Annotated in this window: 15 protein-coding genes; 7 read left to right on the top strand and 8 right to left on the bottom strand. The window is 70.9% G+C overall.

All coding sequences use genetic code 11. The annotated features are described in order from the left end of the window. Positions 1-47: 47 nt before the first annotated feature. Complete coding sequence (locus NNW99_RS00365; RefSeq protein WP_215116561.1) at positions 48-1,529, bottom strand: aldehyde dehydrogenase family protein; 1,482 nt, start codon at positions 1,527-1,529, stop codon at positions 48-50. A gap of 443 nt (positions 1,530-1,972) precedes the next feature. On the opposite strand from NNW99_RS00365, the gene NNW99_RS00360 reads away from it, so the two are divergent. Both NNW99_RS00360 and NNW99_RS00355 read left to right on the top strand, forming a co-directional pair. Beyond that, positions 1,973-3,034, top strand: coding sequence for a TerC family protein (locus tag NNW99_RS00360; protein ID WP_215116560.1), 1,062 nt, complete (start codon positions 1,973-1,975; stop codon positions 3,032-3,034). 142 nt (positions 3,035-3,176) lie between these two features. Further along, positions 3,177-3,323, top strand: a complete 147-nt coding sequence (locus NNW99_RS00355; RefSeq protein WP_251057657.1) for a hypothetical protein — start codon at positions 3,177-3,179, stop codon at positions 3,321-3,323. Between the two features lie 234 nt (positions 3,324-3,557). Here the strand turns inward: NNW99_RS00355 and NNW99_RS00350 are convergent, their stop codons facing one another. The 4 genes from NNW99_RS00350 to NNW99_RS00335 form a co-directional block, all read right to left on the bottom strand. Further along, a complete protein-coding gene (locus tag NNW99_RS00350) occupies positions 3,558-4,730 on the bottom strand; it encodes a hypothetical protein (protein WP_215116558.1) in 1,173 nt (390 codons plus the stop codon). A 30-nt stretch (positions 4,731-4,760) separates the two neighbouring features. After that, the gene (locus tag NNW99_RS00345) at positions 4,761-5,393 is read right to left on the bottom strand and encodes a dioxygenase (protein ID WP_251057656.1); all 633 of its coding nucleotides are present in this window, start codon (positions 5,391-5,393) and stop codon (positions 4,761-4,763) included. A 240-nt stretch (positions 5,394-5,633) separates the two neighbouring features. Next, positions 5,634-8,003 (bottom strand): LuxR C-terminal-related transcriptional regulator, encoded by a 2,370-nt coding sequence (locus tag NNW99_RS00340; RefSeq protein WP_251057655.1) that lies wholly within the window; start codon positions 8,001-8,003, stop codon positions 5,634-5,636. A gap of 381 nt (positions 8,004-8,384) precedes the next feature. Then, positions 8,385-8,888 carry an N-acetyltransferase gene (locus tag NNW99_RS00335; RefSeq protein ID WP_215116555.1) on the bottom strand — a complete coding sequence of 168 codons (504 nt, stop codon included), beginning with the start codon at positions 8,886-8,888 and terminating at the stop codon, positions 8,385-8,387. 385 nt (positions 8,889-9,273) lie between these two features. Here NNW99_RS00335 and NNW99_RS00330 point away from each other — a divergent pair, with 385 nt between their 5' ends. From NNW99_RS00330 to NNW99_RS00310, 5 genes are all read left to right on the top strand, one after another. Beyond that, complete coding sequence (locus NNW99_RS00330) at positions 9,274-9,558, top strand: hypothetical protein (RefSeq protein WP_251057654.1); 285 nt, start codon at positions 9,274-9,276, stop codon at positions 9,556-9,558. 524 nt (positions 9,559-10,082) lie between these two features. Next, positions 10,083-10,487: a hypothetical protein gene (locus tag NNW99_RS00325; RefSeq protein WP_215116554.1), complete on the top strand. Its 405-nt coding sequence runs from the start codon at positions 10,083-10,085 to the stop codon at positions 10,485-10,487. Then, positions 10,484-11,305, top strand: a complete 822-nt coding sequence (locus NNW99_RS00320; RefSeq protein ID WP_370869108.1) for a hypothetical protein — start codon at positions 10,484-10,486, stop codon at positions 11,303-11,305. The genes NNW99_RS00325 and NNW99_RS00320 overlap by 4 nt, the downstream gene beginning before the upstream one ends. A gap of 38 nt (positions 11,306-11,343) precedes the next feature. Then, the gene (locus NNW99_RS00315; protein WP_215116553.1) at positions 11,344-11,865 is read left to right on the top strand and encodes a roadblock/LC7 domain-containing protein; all 522 of its coding nucleotides are present in this window, start codon (positions 11,344-11,346) and stop codon (positions 11,863-11,865) included. 56 nt (positions 11,866-11,921) lie between these two features. Next, positions 11,922-12,296 carry a hypothetical protein gene (locus tag NNW99_RS00310; protein ID WP_215116552.1) on the top strand — a complete coding sequence of 125 codons (375 nt, stop codon included), beginning with the start codon at positions 11,922-11,924 and terminating at the stop codon, positions 12,294-12,296. 236 nt (positions 12,297-12,532) lie between these two features. On the opposite strand, the gene NNW99_RS00305 is transcribed toward NNW99_RS00310, so the two are convergent. The 3 genes from NNW99_RS00305 to NNW99_RS00295 all read right to left on the bottom strand — a co-directional run bounded on the left by NNW99_RS00305 (position 12,533) and on the right by NNW99_RS00295 (position 15,622). Further along, positions 12,533-13,513 carry an alpha/beta fold hydrolase gene (locus tag NNW99_RS00305; RefSeq protein ID WP_215116551.1) on the bottom strand — a complete coding sequence of 327 codons (981 nt, stop codon included), beginning with the start codon at positions 13,511-13,513 and terminating at the stop codon, positions 12,533-12,535. Between the two features lie 101 nt (positions 13,514-13,614). Further along, a complete protein-coding gene (locus NNW99_RS00300; protein WP_215116550.1) occupies positions 13,615-14,109 on the bottom strand; it encodes a lamin tail domain-containing protein in 495 nt (164 codons plus the stop codon). A 148-nt stretch (positions 14,110-14,257) separates the two neighbouring features. Further along, positions 14,258-15,622: an FAD-dependent oxidoreductase gene (locus NNW99_RS00295; protein ID WP_215116549.1), complete on the bottom strand. Its 1,365-nt coding sequence runs from the start codon at positions 15,620-15,622 to the stop codon at positions 14,258-14,260. Positions 15,623-15,656: the final 34 nt, after the last annotated feature.

Genomic DNA, 15,656 nt, shown 5'->3' with positions numbered 1-15,656 from the left:
CCTGCCAGGAGGAGCCCACCGCGTGCCGCAGGCAAGCCCGGTCGGCGTCAGCACTGGCCCGTAAGGCCCCCCGGCAGCGGCCCCGGTGCCGTCATCCAGCGCCACTGAGTGAACTGTTCCAGGCTGGCTGTGCCGCCGATGCGGGAGCCGTTGCCGGAGATGCCCATGCCTCCGAAGGGGGCGTTCGCGGCGTCTTTGGCGGAGACGTCGTTGATGTGGACCATGCCGGTGCGCAGTTGCTCGGCGACAGCGGTCGCCCTGGGTACGGAGCCGGAGTGCACGGCCGCCGTCAGACCGTACGCGGTGTCGTTGGCGATCTCGACGGCCTCCGCCTCGCTGTGAAAGGGAATGACCGGGGCGACGGGACCGAAGATCTCCTCGGTGAAGGCCGGCATGGCTCGTCCGACGTGGTCCAGGACGGTGGGCGGGTAGAAGAGTCCGTCGCGTCGGCCGCCCGTGAGCACCCGCGCCCCGACGGCCACGCTCTCGTCGACGATGCGCTCGATCCTGCTGACCTGCTGCTCGCTGATGACCGGGCCGACGCTGACGCCCGCTTCGCGAGGGTCGCCGACGCGCATGGCCCGCGCGCGCCCGACCAGCGCGTCGGTGTACGCCTCGACCAGGTCGGCGTGGACCAGGTGACGGCCGGCGGCGACGCACGCCTGTCCCTGGTACCCGAAGGTACTCACGGCTCCGGCCAGGGCGGCCGCCTCCACGTCCGCGTCCTCCAGCACGACGATCGAGTTCTTGCCGCCGAGTTCCAGGGAGACCCGCTTCAACCCCTCACCCGCCACACGGGCCACCATGCGTCCGGCCTCGGTGGAGCCGGTGAACGCGACCATGGCGACATGCGGATCCGCCGCGACCGCCTGCCCGGTCTCCGCGCCACCCGGCAGGACGTGCAGCACTCCGTCGGGCAGTCCGGCGTCCTCAAAGAGCCGCGCGACGAGGACACCCCCGGACACCGGGGTGAGCGGGTCGGGTTTGAGCAGCACGGTGTTGCCCAGCGCGAGGGCGGGCGCCAACGCGCGCATCGCGAACAGGAGCGGCGCGTTCCAAGGGTTGATGACACCGACGACGCCGAGCGGCACCCGCCACGCCAGACTCGTTCCACCGGGGGCCTGAGGGGCCAGGACCTCACCCCGAGGCAGGGACGCCAGTCCGACGGCGTGCGTCAGTTGCGCGAGGGCGGCGATGATCTCGTAGTCGCCCTTGGCGGGGACGCCCGCCGACTCGCGGACGATCCAGTCGCGGAAGGCGTCGCCGTGTTCACGCAGGGCGGCGGAGGCGCGCAGCAGGACCTCGACCCGATCGGAAGGAGCCGCCGCCCAGTCGCCGGCGGCCTGGGCGGCCCGAGCGCCGGCCTGAGCGACGTCTGCGGGGGAGGCGATGCCGACGTCGGCCAGCGCGTGCCCCGTGGCCGGTTCGATCACCTGGCGGGTGCCGCCCTCGGACTCGCGCCAGCCCGCGCTGTAGATCTTCCCGGACCACTCGGCCGGGTCCGGCCACCTCGTGCCGTTGACAGCCATGGATGCCGCCCTCCGCCCGGGGGCCGGTGCCGCCGTCCTGCCCCGAGGATCATTCGCACATGTCAGCCCCCTTGCTATCCAGTGTCGTAAGAGGTGAAGGTGCGACGCACCTCGGGTTCAGGGCGCTCCCGGACAGACGGCCCAGGGCGGGACTGAGGCGGGACGACGTCATGATCGGATGCACGTCCGGCCGGGACGAGGGCCCGCCGAGCGCTTGGTCGCAGGAACGTGTCGACGAGGCGGCGTCGTCGATGACCACGTGTGGTGACCGCGTGGCCGGTCATGAACGGTTCCGGTCACGGAAACAGGGCTTCGATCTGCCGGGCCCACACCTCCTGGCCGCCGCGAGCGGGGCCTGCCGGGTCGCTCGGCGCTGCGTGATGCCGGAGACTCCTGTACAAGGGGCTGCGAAATCGGCGTGAGCCGCGAAGAGGGTGACCGGCGTGGGTGAGGTCCCGCTGTGGTTGTGGGGAGCGTTCGCCGCGACGGTGGTGGTGTCGCTGGCGGTGGACCTGCTGGCCCACCGCACCGCGCACGTCATCGGCTTCAAGGAGGCCGCCGCCTGGAGCGGCCTGTGGGTGGGCCTCGCCCTGATCTTCGGGGGCGTCGTCTTCCTCGTCCTGGGCGGGACGGCCGGCACCGAGTACACCACCGCGTGGCTGCTGGAGAAGAGCCTGTCGGTGGACAACCTCTTCGTCTTCGCGGTGATCTTCGCCTACTTCAAGGTGCCCCGCGCCTACCAGCACCGCGTGCTGTTCTTCGGTGTGATGGGCGCCCTGGTCTTCCGGGGGATCTTCCTCTCCCTCGGCGTCGCCGTGGTCAGCCGCTTCACCGCGGTGCTGTTCGCCTTCGCCGCCATCCTCTTCTACAGCACCTACAAGCTCCTCAAGGGAGAGGAGGAGACCTTCGATCCCGGCAAGAGCTTCGCCCTGCGGCTGCTCCGCAAGATCGTCCCCGTCAGGGACGAATACGCCGGCACCAAGTTCTTCGTCAAGGAAGCCGGCAAACGCGTGGCCACCCCGCTCCTCGCGGTCGTCGCCGCGATCGAAGCGGCCGACCTGATCTTCGCCGTCGACAGCGTCCCCGCCGTCCTCGCCGTCAGCGACGACGCCTTCATCGTCTACACCAGCAACGCCTTCGCGATCCTGGGCCTGCGGGCCCTGTACTTCATGCTGGCGGGACTGCTGGACCGCTTCCACTACCTCAACAAGGGCCTGGCGATCATCCTCGGCTTCATCGGCGTCAAGCTCATCCTCCAGGCCTCGCACAAGATGATCAGCCCCAGCATCCCGGAGATCCCCTCGCCGATCAGCCTCGCGGTCATCGTCGTCGTCCTGGCCGCTTCCGTCACGCTCAGCCTGCTGCGCCCCGCCCCGGCGCCTTCCTCCGTCGCCCAGGACGAGCGGCCAGAACCACGACCGGACACGGCCGCGAATCCGGAACCCGCCCACGGCCCGCACGCGGAGGCAGAACCCAGGGAAGATCCGCCACGAAGCACGCACTGACCGTCCCAGCAGACCTCGCCAGAATGGGTAGATTTTCCCTATTTTTACCAAAGTGGCCTATTGTTAAAGAATGAGCAAAGCCGAGCGGGGGGCCGGCCCACGAGGGACAACCGCGTGCCCGGTCTGCCAGCACCCCCTGGACATGATCATCAAGAAGCGGCACAAGACCCTCGGGATCTTCGTGCCCGTGTGGGCCCCCGGGCCCTGCCACAACCCCGACTGCTCCGACTACCTGCAGCAGCCGGAGCTCAAGAGCCCTCCGAAGCGCGAACATCATGCCCGCCGATAGGCACTGATGCTCATGGACGGATGCACGGCGGTACGGACGGCAGCAGCAGAACACGATCCCGCCCGTCCGCGCAGGACGGACTGCGCGTGATGTGAGCGCCGTCGGCCACGCCCCTCAGTGCCGGGGAGTCTCTGGACCCGCCGGTCGGTCCGCCCGGGCACTCTCGCCCTGATCACCGGCGCTGTCCGGGCCCGGACCCTGGTGCGTGGTCCGGGCCCGGGGCGGGTCTGCCGGTCAGCCCGTGAAGCGGGTCACCGCCGGAAGCAGGTCGCCCTGTTTGGCGATGCCGACGGTCCACAGATTGGCGCTGCCCGGCACCGTGGTGAACCCTCGCACCACCACTCCGGGGTCGGCCCCCTGCTCCCAGCGGCGCTGCTGCGCGTCGAAGCGCAGGGCGACGGAGACAGCACCCTTGCCGCCGACCGCCCACAGCGTGCCGTCCCCGGCCTTGCCGACGGCCCGAAGCCGGCCGTCGGCGATCGCGGGTGCCTTCGCGTCGGTCCACTTCTTGCCGTCCCAGTGCACCGCGTAGGGGCTGTCGGCGCCCGTGGATGTCGAACCGCCCACCGCCCATATGTCGTCGGCACCCAGTGCGGTGATGCCGCTGAGCCAGCGGTGCTCGCCCGCGGCTCCCGCCGGCGCGGCGACCCGTGTCCAGGAGGTGCCGTCCCAGTGCAGCAGCAGGGCCGTCTGCGCGGTGCTGCCGGTGGCGAAGGACGTGCCCGCCGCCCAGATGTCGTCGGGTGCGACGGCGGTGAGGCTGGTCAGTTCGCCCTTGCCGACGTCGGGCAGGGTCTGCCGGCGCCACGCCGTGCCGTCCCACGCCTGTATGGCGGGCACCCCGTTCTTGATGCCCTGCGGCACGGCGCGGCCGGCCGTCCAGGCCTTACCGTCGGAGGTCGTCACCACCGCGTCGGGCGTCACCCGGCCCGCGGGGTCGCGGTCGAGGTTGCGCGTGGTCCAGGAGGCGCCGTCCCAGTGGGCCGCCGTCGCGCCGACCGTCCAGATGTCGGAGGCCGACCGGACGGCGAGCGCCTGCGGGAAGGTGCCGTTCGGCAGGGTCGACTGCTGCTTCCAGGACGTGCCGTCCCACTTCAGGGCCACGGCCTCCAGCTCGGTGTTGCTCTTCAGCCGATAGCCGACGGACCAGGCCTGCTTGTCGCTGAGTGCGGCCACGGCCGTGAGGTCGCCCTTGGCCACCGGAACGGCGGTCGGCTGCCACTGTCCGGCCACGCGCGCCGGTGCGGCCCCCACGTCCTTGGCGGCTCCGGCCGGGGCGGTGGCGGGGCCGGACCAGACGGTGCCGGCGGCGATCAGGCCCCCGACCGCGAGGGCGCCCGCGGCCAGCGCTGCCGCCATGGACGACCGGACGAACTGCCGCCGCCGGGATGACGTTTGCGTATGCATCACGGAAATCCTTGAGTGATCGGCGGTCGGCTACGTGGCCGTGGTCTGGATGACGAAGTCGAAGGCGCCGGTGTAGCGGCCGCCCTTCGGGCCCGCGAGCGTGATCGTGCAGGCCCGGTTGATGAGCCGGTCCGCGGCGTTGAGCGCGGCGAAGTCCCGGCCGTACGCCTGGGTGTCGTCGGGGAAGTACAGCTGCGTGATGAGTGCCGGTCCGCCGGGCGCCTGGACCTGGGTGTGGATGTGCGGCGCCCGCTGGCCCCATCGGCCCCAGTAGTCACGGGGGATGATCGTGCGCAGCCCGAACGCGCCCCTGCCGTCGGTGTACTGGTGTCCGCGCAGCGAGAAGCCGGCGGTGTCGTAGTCGCCGTTCTGGTCGCACTGCCAGAACTCGATGAGCGCCCCGGGCAGGGGCTTGCAGGCGGTGTCGTAGACGATGCCGCTCAGATCGAGCCGCACTCCGCGGATCGCGGGGGTGACGAGGTCCGTCCGCTCGGGCGACTGCGGCTTGAAGAGCGGTCCCTCCATCGCCGCCGGGGTCTCATGACCGTCGCAGGCAGGCGTGACCGCCAACGGGCGTCCCGCGGCTCGCGCCTTCTGCACCGGGCTCACCGGTGCCGCCGAGGCGGCTCCGGCCCCGGTCGTCGCCACGAGGGCCGCGGTCATTCCCACCGAACTCCTTCTGATGAATGCCCTCCTCGAGTTCGTCTGTTCGCCGTCCGGATCATGGTCGTGCCGCATCGCGTCTCCTCGCCGGATCTACTCGCCGGACAGGGCATTCCGTGGGGGGAAGGCCGTCGGGTAGCGGCTCTACGCCGTCGGGTCCTCGGGAATGCCCTGTTCCGCATCAGCTTGGTAGCTGGGGCGCCCGCGCGGATCGATCGGATGACCGGTGGCCCGGCGGCGTTACGAAATCTCGCCCCGGCGCGGATCGTCCTCGGCAGCGGCCCGGCGCTGTTCCCTTCCGGCCACCCACAGCGCGATCTGCGTACGGGAGCGCATGCCCAGCTTGTCCCGTACGTGGTCGAGGTGGGTCGAGACGGTGCTCGCCGACAGATCCAGCCGGGCGGCGACCTCGCGGTTGGTCAGCCCTTCGGCGACCAGCGAGGCCACCATCATCTCCCGGCCCGTGAGCGGGGATCGGCCTTCGTCCGTACGGTCGACCGGCACCGGTCCTTCGTCGGTGCCGAGCAGGGCGTGGGCGATCAGGTGCTCCCAGCTCATCCCGCGGCCCTGTGCCACCGCGGCGTCCCGCCCCGCCGGGGGCAGCGCCGCGGCGGCGCGGGCCGTCGCCGACTCGACCTGCCGTCGCCACTCGGCCTCCGGCTCGGTGTCCAGCCGCCTGCGCGCCTGCGCGGCGGCCGCGAACAGCCGTAGCGACCGCTTCATCCGGCCCCGCTCGGCCGCCACGACGGCAAGCCCCTCCAGCGGATACAGCGCGTGGAAGCTCTCGCCGGGCACCGTGCGCAGGCCTTCGGCGAACAGGTCCTGGGCCGCGGCGACATCGCCCAGGGCGAGCCGGATCGCGCCGGCGGTGTGCAGGGCGGCCGCCGACTGGCACCAGGGGTGCTGTCCGCGCAGTTGCGGCAGGCAGGCCGCCATCAGCTCGTCGGCCTCGGCCGCCTTGCCGATGTGCAGCAGCGCCCAGGCCAGATGGTGGCGGCACCATGCCGTGTCGCGGGGGTTGCCGAGTGCGGCGACGAGGTCCAGACATTCCGCGAAGTCGTCGACGGCCTGCGCGAACTCGCCGCGGCACAGCAGGGCGGCAGCGCGTGCGTCCAGGGCGTTGGCGAGTCCGGCGGGGTCGTCTCTGTGCCGCTCGACGGCGACCGCCTGCTCGGCGAAGCGCAGTGCGGCTCCCTCGTCCGCCTGCTGGCAGGCCGCGCGGGCGGCGAGCGCCAGGGTCGCCCCGACGTGCCGGGAGAACCGCGAGCCGGTTGACTCCGGTGACATCCGCGGCCCTTGGGAGTCCCGCGAGCTCATCGGGCCGTCGCTGTGCTCCAGCACGCGCGTCAGCAGCGCCCGGGCGGTGGTCAGCTGCTCCTGCTGGAAGCGCACTCTCGCCAGTGCCAGCGTCAGCGGTACGTGCGGTGCGCTGCCGAGGCCGTCGAGATGGGCGACGGCTGCGGCGAGGTTCTCCCGCTCCTCGGTCAGGCGGCCGCCCGCCTGGTCGACGAAGACCTGATCCGCGGCCGGCTCCATCAGCCCGGTCAGCCAGTCGTCGGCCCGCTGCCAGGTGCCGGGCAGTTCACCGGAGTCGGCGAGGCGCTCCAGGGCGTAGGCGCGGATGGAACTCAACTGCCGGAAACGCGCGCTGACTTCGGCATCCGCTGCCGGCATCCGTGCGATCAGCGACTTGGCCTCCAACGCGCACAACACCCGCAGGACGTGCCGAGGCTGCATCTGGCCGTCGGCGCAGACCGCCGCCGCACCCACGGCGTCGAATCCGCCGACGAGGACCGAGAGCCGGCGAAACAGGGTCTGCTCCTCCGGATCCAGTAATCGATGGCTCCAGTCGATGGCGGCCGCCAGCTCGCGGTGCCGTCCGGGCCCGGTTCTGCTGCCGTCCGTGAGGAGGGTGAGCTGGTCGTCCAGGCCGGTCAGGATGTCGCTGAGCGGGAGGACGCCCGTACGGCGCGCCGCCAGTTCGATCGCCAGCGGCATTCCGTCGAGGCGTCGGCAGATCTCGGCCACGGTACGGGCGTTGCCGCCGTGCAGCTCGAATCCGGGTGCGCTGCCGCCCGCGCGGTCCACGAAGAGCCGGACGGCATCCGCCTGAAGCACGGCCGCCGGGTCGTCCGTGCCGGTCGGCGACAGAGACAGTTCACCGACCCGGAACACGACTTCGCCGGGCACCCGCAGCACTTCCCGGCTGGTGGCGAGGATGCGCAGCCGGGGGCATCGGCCGAGCAGGGTCGCGACCAACTGCGCGCACGGCTCGACGAGGTGTTCGCAGTTGTCCAGCACGAGCATCATCGAACGGTCGCCGAGCTCATGGGCGAGCAGCGCGACCCCTGTCCGGCCGCCGCGCTCACCCACGCCCAGCGCTGCGGCCACGGCCTGCGGCAGCCGGTCGGCGTCGTGGACCGAGTCCAGTTCGACCAGCCGGGCCGTCCTGTCGGCACCCCGCAGCCCGGTGGCGAACTCCGTCGCCAGACGGGTCTTGCCGACTCCGCCCGGACCGGTGAGCGTCAGCAGCCGTGCGGACTTCACCAGGGTGCGCAGCCGGGACAGTTCGCGCCTGCGTCCGATGAAGGAGTCCAGTGCACGTGGCAACTCCTGGCCGTCCGCCCGCGAGCGTTCCTGGCCCCGGCCCTGCTCCTGGTCCTTGGCCTGCCGTGCCGACCGCCGGCGGAAGGCGCGCTGCCGGCAGGCGTCGGAACAGTAACGGGCGGGCCGACCGGGCGATGCCGGCGCATCCCCCTCCCGCCGGCCGCGGTCGGACAGCTCAGCCCCACACACCTCACACGTTCGACTCGCCCTCATCCGCCGCATCCTTGCGGACCGAACGCCATCGGACCACCGAGTCCGGCGAAGGGTGAGCCACGCCCCATCACGCCTGTGGGCATGCGTGCGCTGCAAACAAAGACAACAGGGCCTCCGGGAACCACTCGGAATGGGATCGCACCCCCGAGCTACCTGGACTCCAACAACCGCTTAGGTGTCGGGATGCTCCGGCAGGGCGAGCCAGTCCGACCAGGAGATCTCGCGGCCGAGGAAGCGCGGCTTCTCGAACGGCCAGTCGGCGGCGATCCACTGCGGCACCAGCGCGGCGAGGGCCTGCTCGACCTTGCTGCCCACGAGCTCGTCCACCACCCACCAGGAGATCTCGCCGTCCGCGCCGGCCCTCTCCGGTGGGTCGATGTAGACACAGCCGAGCAGAGCTGTCTCCGCCGCGTCGAACAGCGCGTAGTTGAAGGACTGGTGTGCGGCGATCTCCTTCTCATGCCGCAACAGGTCGGCCTGGTCGGCCTCGTAGGTCATGGTGGCCGCGGGCCAGCCCCAGGCCGGGCCGAAGATGGTCCACAGCCGCTCGCGCGAACCCATCACGGCCGGATAGTCGAGCGGGGTGTCCGCTTCCCGGATCGGCCGCAGGTGATGGCCACCGCCCGGCAGCGGTACCAGGAGGGGGTGGACGAAGTCATCGGGGAGCCAGCTCATGGCGCCCGACCGTAGCAGCGCGCGGCCGTCCGCTCCCCTGGATTTTCCCCGCATACCGCCAGGTCCTGCTCTCATGCCGGGCAGCGCCCGCGATCACCCGATCGAGACTCCCGTTCGATCGACAGACTCCATGATCTGTATGGCAACGGCTTCTCAGTAGGTCGGCGGGATGAGCGATCAACGGAGTGTGGAGACGGCCTGGCGCCGCCTCACGGCCTGGCTGAAGGCGAATGCCCCAGTCTCATACTGAGCTGGGCGATCTCTGGCGGCTGTGTGGCGGTGTGGAGCACCAGTACATCGAGGCTAATGAGCAAGAGGGCGAGGTCGGCTCGGGGGCGTTCTTGCCCGGCGGGATCCTGCGCAGCCCGGCGGACTCGCTCCGGCCTTGGCTGCCCGAGGTCGGCCGTGGCTGACCGGCGACGAATCCGGGCACTACGTGGGCGCGGGCGGCGTCGGCTACTGGTCGCTGCCGGACAATCTGGCCTGCGACAAGCCTGGCTATCCGTCGATCGCCGCCTACCTCGAAGCCGTTCACCGCACGCTCACCGAAGGGTCGGCCGATGCCATGGGCCCAGATGTGCCCGGTCTGGTGTGGGGCTGCCTGATCTGTGACGACCCCGAGGCGCCTGTGCTGGACGACGCGCTGGAGCACTGGCGCCCCATCCACTGACCCGTGCCCCCGCCCGGGGGCTACGGCTTTTTCATCTACATCACCGGCGGCGCGCAGGGCAGCGAACAGATCAACGCCCGCTGAAGTCCGAATGCCTTGGGTTCTGCGATGCGGCGGGCGGCCAGTGGCACAGGCCCGTTGGTCGGGGTAGGACGCGCTCACCGACACGGACAGTGCCTCGGGGCGGATGGGCTCCCGATAGGACCTGACTACCCATCAGTAGAGTCAGCAAGAGGTCAGCATGAGCCCTGAGGCACCCTGCGGAAGCCCCCCGAACGTGCGACTCGCCGCCGAGTGCGCGATGCCGGGCCCGACGCGCTGGAGCCCAGGTCAAGACACCGATTGAGAGCCCCGGAGCGCGGCAGGGCGACTCCTGCTCGCTTCGGATCGATCCCGCATGCCCCTCTGCCCACTCCACTGCACATTCCTTTGGAAAATGCCAAAGCGTTCACCTGCACCGAGCACACACCGTAGTGTCGTGCTCACGTTCGCGGGAACGGCCGTGCAGGGGAGGGGGATTCGGCGTGCCCGGAATTGACGAGAGTCTGCTGGAGGCCATGCGGTTGCCCGGCGCGCGAGGGGCATCGGTGGTCGACTGGATCAGCGGTCTCGCCCTGGGCGCGGTGGGTGACGCACCGGGCGGCGACCTGGAGGCGACGGCGGCGGAGACCGCCGAACTCGCCCGACTCGCCACAGAGAGCGGCCTCCTCGCACCGGCCGGCGGCGAAGCGGGAGAGATATCCGGCAAAGAACCACCCGTACAGGATTTGATCATCACGAACGCCGACTCGTACCACCTGCTCAGATTTGTCAGCACGACGTTCGACAGCACCGTGTTCCTGCATTTATGGCTCGACCGCAGTGACGGCAACCTGGCCCTGGCCCGCATCCGGCTGGCCGAGATGGCGGACCGACTGGTGCTCGGATGATGACGCCGACCCGCGCTTCACGCACGGACGAACCGGCCTCGGCCCTGCTCGGCACCCTTGCCGCGCAGGGCGCGAGCGGCGCCCTGTCCACCGAGTCGGGCGTCGTCTATCTGGCCTCGGGACACGTCGTACACGTCGAATCCGCCGTCACACCCGACCTGGGTGACCTGCTCACCCACAGCGGTGCGCTCGCCGCGGACGGCTGGTGGGCCGCGATCGACCAGGCGGGCCGCCGCTGCAGGGTCGGCCGGCAACTGGTCGACAGCGGCCAACTCGCCGCCGGCGCACTGGAACTGTGCCATCTGGGCGCCCTGTTCGACGCGGCGTACTTCGTCCTCGCCCACGACGGACCGGTACTCCGCTTCCGTCCGGGAGTCGCGCACTGGCTCGGCGCCGTCCGCTCCGTACCCGTGGACGCCCTCCTGCGCGAGTCGAGACGCCGCCGCGAACTGCTGCACCGCATATGGCCCGAACCCTGCGTCGACCTCGCCCCGCTCGCCCGGGCGCCCGACGCCGACCCCTCGGACCTACCGGCCCGCCGCAGCCTCACCCTCGCCCAGGTCGACGGCGTCCGCACCGCCGCCCAGATCGCCACGGCCCTCGCCTGCCGCACGTTCCACACCCTCGTCGAACTCCGCCGCCTGGCAGCCGCCGGGATGGTCGTCCCCGTAGCCACAACCCCCGCCCCAGCCTCACTCCCCGCCTCAGTCCCCGCCCCCGCGTCCGCCGAGCCCGGCCCCGCCCCTCATGCGGTGGTATCGGACGAGCCCGACACCGCACTGCTGCGACGGCTCCTGCACGCCTTGGAGGCACTGTGATCCGCGCGCGAAGACAGCGTGCCGAAAGGAGAATGCTCATGGCCGTCGAGACCGACGTCCTGGACGAACTGCGTCGGCTCCGCACCCGCGTACCCCGGCTGACGGGCTCCCTCGCGGCCACCGTCGACGGACTCGTCCTCGCTCACGACGTGCCGGAGGCCGAACCGGAGGGACTCGCGGCGCTCACCGCCGCCGCCCTCGGTGTCGCCTACCGCCTGACCGACGCCGCCGGCCGCGGCGACTTCCGCGAACTGCTGGTCCGCGGCTCCCGAGGCTACGTCGCGACCTACGCCGCCGGAACCACCGCCGTCCTCACCCTCCTCGCCGAGGACCGCGTCAACGTCGGCCGTCTGCACCTGGAGGGCCGGCGCAGCGGCGCCCGGATCGCCGACCTGCTGACCACACGCGTCGGCCCCGGCACCGGCCGCCACGCCGACCGGCCCGTACCCGCCGAACACCGCGCCGCGGCCCTCCCGGCCACGGCCCGCCCCATCGGCACCCTCCCGGTCCGCACACCGCAGCGGCCCACCCACCAGCCGCGCCCGCAGACCGGCATCTGAGCCATCCGAACCTCTGGACCGACCGAAGAGCAACACCGATCGAAAGGAACTGACTTATGGCGAACACGGAGACCGCGCTGAAGGAATGCCTGAGCTCCATCGACGGAGCCACGGCCGCCGCACTCGTCGACTACACCAGCGGCATGGCACTCGGCACCCTCGGCAGCACCAAGGACTTCAACCTGGAAGTCGCCGCAGCCGGCAACACCGACGTCGTACGGGCCAAGCTGCGCACCATGGAACTCCTGGGCCTGAAGGAGGAGATCGAGGACATCCTGATCACCCTGAACACCCAGTACCACCTCATCCGCCTGATCAAGGGGCGCGGAGGCAGCGGGCTGTTCCTCTACCTCGTGCTCGACGGCAGCCGGGCCAACATGGCGATGGCCCGCCACCAGCTCCGCCGGATCGAGACCGATCTGGAGGTCTGAGACGGCACCGTCGTCAGCCGGCACGACCGATCAGGGCCCTCCGCGAGCCACCCGGCGCGGAGGGCCCGGCCGTGCCGCACGGCCCCGACCGGACTCGCGCTCGCGACACAACTGCGCGCGTACGACACCCCGTTCCGGATCGTCGACCGCTCGCCGGACCGAGCCGGAGCGTCACGCGCACCGGCCATCCAGCCCCGCACCCTGGAAATGCTGGCTCCCGGGCCCGGCCCTCTAGGTCAGCGAAGACCCGCGAGCCACTCGATCAGGAGCCGATTGGTCTCGTCGGGCCGTTCCTGCTGCGGGAAGTGGCCGCAGCCCTCCAGGATGTGTGAAGCCGCCAGGCCGGGCAGCGTGGCCGGGAACGCCTCGATCGCGTCGGCCAGCCAGGTCGTGGACGCGTCCAGGCCGCCGCCGATGAACAGCGACGGCTGGGTGACGGGAGCGCCGGCGAAGCCGGTCAGGTCCTCCCAGTCCCGATCCATGTTGCGGTAGCGGTTCAGGGCGCCGGTCATTCCCGTACGTTCGAACTCCCCGGCGAAGACGTCGAGGTCGGCCTCGTCCAGCCAGTGCGGGAGCCGGCCGACGGGGAAGCGGTCGCGCAGCCTTCCGCCGGGGCCGACGAAGTGTGGGTCGGGGGCACCGGCTTCGGGCATCGTGTCGGCGGACAGGGCGGCGTAGAAGCCCGCGAGCCAGCCGCGTACGTCGGGCTCGATCTCGGCCTCGGCCCGGCCGGGCTCCTGGAAGTAGGAGACGTAGAACTCCTCGTCGCCGCCCATCCGGGCGAAGACCTCGCCGGGCCTCGGGCCGCCGGGCGGGGTGTAGGGCACGCTCAGGAGCCCCACCGCGCGGAACACCTCGGGCCGGAGCAGCGCGGAGGTCGCGGCGATGCTCGCGCCCCAGTCGTGTCCGACGACCACGGCGGACCGCTCGCCCAGTGCCCGCACCACGGCGACGTTGTCCTCCACCAGCTCCCGCATCCGGTACGAATCCACCGCCGCGGGCCGGGACGAGCGCCCGTAGCCGCGGACGTCGACGGCCACCGCGCGGTAGCCGGCGGCGGCCAGCGCCGGCAGCTGGTGGCGCCACGCGTACCAGGACTCGGGGAACCCGTGCAGCAGCAGAACCAGCGGTCCGTCTCCCTGCTCCACGAGATGTGTGCGACCGGCCGGTGAAGGCACCAGCCGGTGGGTCGGGCCGGTGGCGGACGTCTGCGGCATGGATCCTCCAGGGGGCTCGGCTCCCTCGATCATGCTGCGTCCGGCGGGAAGAACGTGAGGCCTGTTGCCGGAACGGCAACAGGCCTCAGCTTCATGCCAGGTCAGCCGTGGTACGTGATGTACCCGTTGCCGTCCTTGTCGGAGCCGCTCTTGGTGTACGAGTGCACGTCGGCGCGGCTGCCGGACGGCTTGTACACGTAGATCGTGTCCTTGTCGTTGTTCCACATGAAGTTGCAGTTGTCGCGGTAGACGACGTTCTTCGTGTCGGAGTCGGACCCGTTGCCGCCGCGCAGCTTCACGTAGTCACCGGGCTGCAGCGTGTGGCTGGCGGTGAAGGTGAACTTGTTGCCGGCGGCGTCCTTGACGACGTACCCCTTGAGGTTCACGGTCGTCGACCGAGAGTAGTTCTCGATCGTCAGGTACTCGTCGTCGGTGTTCCCCGAAGAGCAGCTGTTCGAGTCGCGTCCCGGAGCGTCGTACTGGATGCCGCGGATCTTCAGTGCGGAGCTGTACTCGGCAGCCTGGGCCGGAACCGCCGTCAGGGCGATCAGGGCTCCGGCAACGGCCGCCGTGGTGGCGACAAGGCGTATGTGCATGGACGTTCGTCCCCCCTTGCAAGGCCCTCTTGTGAAGGCCGCGTGATGATTCGGTGAAGCATCCGGATCGTACACGCTTCAAGCACGCATAAGGGCGGGTCCGGTGACATTGCCACCGGACCCGCCCCACAGGCCTACAGGACGGGCGTCAGGCGCCGCTCGCCCGCAGCATGTCCTCGCGCTCGACGAGCTTCACGCGCTCACGGCCCTCCGGCTCACCCAGCGCCTTCTCCGCGGCGTCCAGCTTGTACCAGCCGTCCCAGGTGGTGAAGCGGACGTTCCGCTCGGCGAGGAACGCGTCCACGGCCTCGGGAGCGGGGGTGGCGGGCGTCTGGAGCCGGCCGTTCGCGTAGTCGTCCAGCAGGTTGGACACCGTCTCGTTGGCGTCGCCCTTGGTGTGCCCGATGAGGCCCACGGGGCCGCGCCGGATCCAGCCGGTGACGTACGTGGACTGCAGGTGCTCGCCGGACTCCTGCATGACCCGCCCGCCCTCGTCGGGCACGGTGCCGGAGTCGATGTCCCAGGGAAGCTTGGGGAGTTTGTCGGACAGGTAGCCCACCGCACGGTAGACCGCGCCGACGTCCCAGGTGTTGAAGGTGCCGGTGCCCTTGACGTTGCCCGTGCCGTCGAGCTCCGTGCGCTCGGTGCGCAGACCGACGACCTTGCCGTCCTCGCCGAGAACCTCGACCGGCGACTCGAAGAAGTGCAGGAAGAGCTTGTGCGGCCGGTCGCCGGCGTCGCGGATCGCCCAGTTCTCCAGCGTCTTGGCGACCATGTCGGCCTGCTTGTTGCCGCGCCGGGTGGCGATCGAGCCCTCGTCGTAGTCGATGTCCTCGGGGTCGACGATGACCTCGATGTTGGGGGAGTGGTCCAGCTCCCGCAGCTCCATCGGGCTGAACTTCGCCTGCGCCGGGCCCCGGCGGCCGAACACGTGGATCTCCTTGGCCCGGTTGGCCTTCAGACCCTCGTAGACGTTCGCCGGGATCTCCGTCGGCAGCAGCTCGTCCGCCGTCTTGGCCAGGACACGCGCGATGTCGAGGGCGACATTGCCGACGCCGAGGACGGCGACCTTCTCCGCCTCCAGCGGCCAGGTGCGCGGGACGTCCGGGTGGCCGTCGTACCAGGACACGAAGTCCGCGGCGCCGTACGAGCCGTCGAGCTCGATGCCGGGCAGGGGCAGCGCGCGGTCGGCCGTCGCGCCGGTGGCGAAGATCACACCGTCGTAGAACGCCCGCAGGTCGTCCAGGCTGATGTCGGAGGGGTAGTCCACGTTGCCGAAGAGCCGGATCTGCGGCTTGTCGAGGACCTGGTGCAGGGCCGTGATGATGCCTTTGATCCGCGGGTGGTCCGGCGCCACGCCGTAGCGGATCAGTCCGAACGGCGCCGGCATGCGCTCGAAGATGTCGATGGACACACCGGGGTCGGCGGCCACCTCGGACTTGAGCAGGGCGTCAGCGGCGTAGATCCCGGCGGGGCCGGATCCGACGATGGCTACCCGCAGGGGGCGGGGCATGGTCAGGTTCCCTTCGAGCGGCGACAAGCGATCT

The organism is Streptomyces sp. CRCS-T-1 (assembly GCF_024442335.1).
Classification (GTDB): Bacteria; Actinomycetota; Actinomycetes; order Streptomycetales; family Streptomycetaceae; genus Streptomyces; species Streptomyces koelreuteriae.
The sequence above is the reverse complement of the archived record's forward strand: the minus strand, read 5'-3'. Positions and strand labels throughout refer to the sequence as shown.